The 2,178-nt window shown below is 63.9% G+C and carries 3 protein-coding genes; all 3 read right to left on the bottom strand.

The window, feature by feature from the left end; translation table 11 throughout:
- Positions 1-948: TrbI/VirB10 family protein (locus HY26_RS17175; protein WP_112074217.1), on the bottom strand; the 948-nt coding region annotated here is incomplete at its 3' end.
- Between the two features lie 5 nt (positions 949-953).
- The gene (trbG, locus tag HY26_RS17170; RefSeq protein WP_112074216.1) at positions 954-1,991 is read right to left on the bottom strand and encodes a P-type conjugative transfer protein TrbG; all 1,038 of its coding nucleotides are present in this window, start codon (positions 1,989-1,991) and stop codon (positions 954-956) included.
- A gap of 5 nt (positions 1,992-1,996) precedes the next feature.
- Positions 1,997-2,178, bottom strand: a 182-nt coding sequence (locus HY26_RS17165) for a VirB8/TrbF family protein (protein ID WP_255567050.1), incomplete at its 5' end; no start/stop codon positions are given.

Here is a 2,178-nt window from a genome sequence, read left to right as displayed (position 1 = left end):
GGACCCGTCGGGGAAGATGATCCGGTCCCAGGTCACGAGCGCCCGGTCCTGCCCGAATGAGACTTCGGACTGGTAGCGCCCGATGAGGCGTGAGCCCTGCGGGATGAGAAGGTATTGGCCGGTCACGGTATCGTAGACCGGCTGGGTGACCTGCGCGACGATCGTGCCGGGCAGGTCTGAGTTGATGCCGGTGACAAGCGAGGCCGGGATCAGCGTGCCCGCCATGACCTGATAAGGCGAGGCCGGGTCTTCGACGCCATGAGGGTTGTAGATGTCGCTGCTTGCGCCTTCGCTTGCGAAAGCGAGCTTGCGGGACTGGAGATTGGTATCGGCGGGTTGGCCGAACGCAGACGGTGCGCCTTGCGGCAGAGCGGCGAGTGCCAGAAGCTCCGATCCGAAATCAAATGCTGGGTCTCGATAGGAGGGTCTGGCATCGGCAATGGTCTGGCCGCCAGTTTCAGATTGAAGCCGGAAGAAGACCGGCGCGCGGGCCGCTTCATCGGCGAGAGCCGCTTCGCGCATGCGCCTTGCGCGTTCGGCCTCGTCGGCGGGGTTCGGGCGGAAGTCGTCCTCGAACCGGGTGACATATTCCGGTTCGATTCCAAGGTCGCGTTCAGCGCGCAGCATAGTCGCGCCGAGATCGCCGGAGAGCGGTGGGCCAAGACGCGTCATGGGTTCGGCGTCAGGTCTGAGATCACTATAGCTTGCCGGCAGCGTTGAGAGACCTTCGGGCTTTCTTGTGTTAGTCGTGTTGTAAAGCTCGCGCCTCGCGTCCGGGTCGACGGCGGTCGGCGGTTTGAGGGCAACGCTCATCGCCGCGAACAGGCCGAGCACGCCAAGCCCTGCGCCCACCATAAGCACTTTGCGGTTGATCCGCGTGACCGGCTTCGGGCTGGAGCGGATCTTCAGTCGCTCGGCATGCTCGTCAAAGGGAATGGGCTCAGACATATGCTTCAGTTCCCGAACAGGCCAGCGAGCGGCGAGCGACGCTCAGTGCGGGTGATGCGCACGACGGTCTGGTTGCGCTCGCCCAGGCGCAGTTCGGCCGCACGGAACAGCCGGTCCACGACATAATAATTTCCGCGCACCCGGTAGTTCACGAGTTCGGCGTCACCATCCGCACCAAGAACGAAGAGCGGCGGCATCTCGGTCGTGGTAATGTCCTCCGGCATCTGGATGAACACCTGCCGTCCATCATCGAAGACCCGGACGGGTTTCCAGTCGGGGCTGTCGCCTGTCATGCGGTAGTCAAAGTTCAGGCCTTCGAGTGTCAGGCCGCGCTCAATGCTTCCCGCGTCCCGTGCGAGGGCGCGCTCATTGCGGGCCGTCAGGCCTGCCAGTTCATCCGCCGGATAGCGCCAGGACAGAGCGGCCATATAGCCGCCCTCGGTGCTTTCGAGCTCCAGATGATAGGTTCGCCGGTCCGTGGCGATCATCAGATTAGTGCGGATGCCGGAGGAGATCGGTTTGACCAGAACATGGGCGCGGGCCGTTGCGCCCGAGCCTGAAATCGTGTCGCCGACGACCCAGCGCACCGTGTCGCCCGCCGAGACTGAGACCAGCTCCTCGCCGGGCTGCAAGGCAATGTCGCTGACCTGGCCGGGGCTGGCATAGAGGCGGTAGAGCGCGCCTTCGGTATAGGGATAGACTTGGATGGCGTTCACATAGCCATCAACCGAAGGCTCGATCAGCGCGCTGGTGCGGCCCTGCCGGATCGCCTCAGTGGGAGAAACGGATGGCGCGCTGACGGTTCTCGTATAGGTCCGTGTCACGCTGCCATCGGGATTGGTGGTGACGCGCGCACCGACCGGCATCATCTGGCCGGGCAGCGGAAGCGCCACGGCGGTCTCGACGATCTCGACCGGATAGTCGGTCCTGTCCTCGATGGGCTTGGCCGCGACAAAGGCGCTGGCGTCGATGGGTTCGAGCTCAGTGGTGGCGCAGGCCGAGAGCAAGGCCATGGCGGAAGCGGCGGTGAGGATACGAAGCATGGGGATCATTCTCCTGTAACGAGGTCCTGACCCCAGTTCAGGGCATGGACATAAAGGCCGAGGGGATTGGCGCGCAGGGTCTCTGCATCCGTCGGCGGCTGGGTGATGATTGTGAAATTGCCCGTGAAACGCTGCGCCCGAACGAGCGCGCCATTCTCATAGGTCTTCTCGATCCAGCGGGCCTGGA

This window comes from Hyphomonas sp. GM-8P, from assembly GCF_003263315.1.
GTDB lineage: Bacteria > Pseudomonadota > Alphaproteobacteria > Caulobacterales > Hyphomonadaceae > Hyphomonas.
Note: the sequence above shows the minus strand (reverse complement) of the source record. Positions and strands in the feature narration are given on the sequence as shown.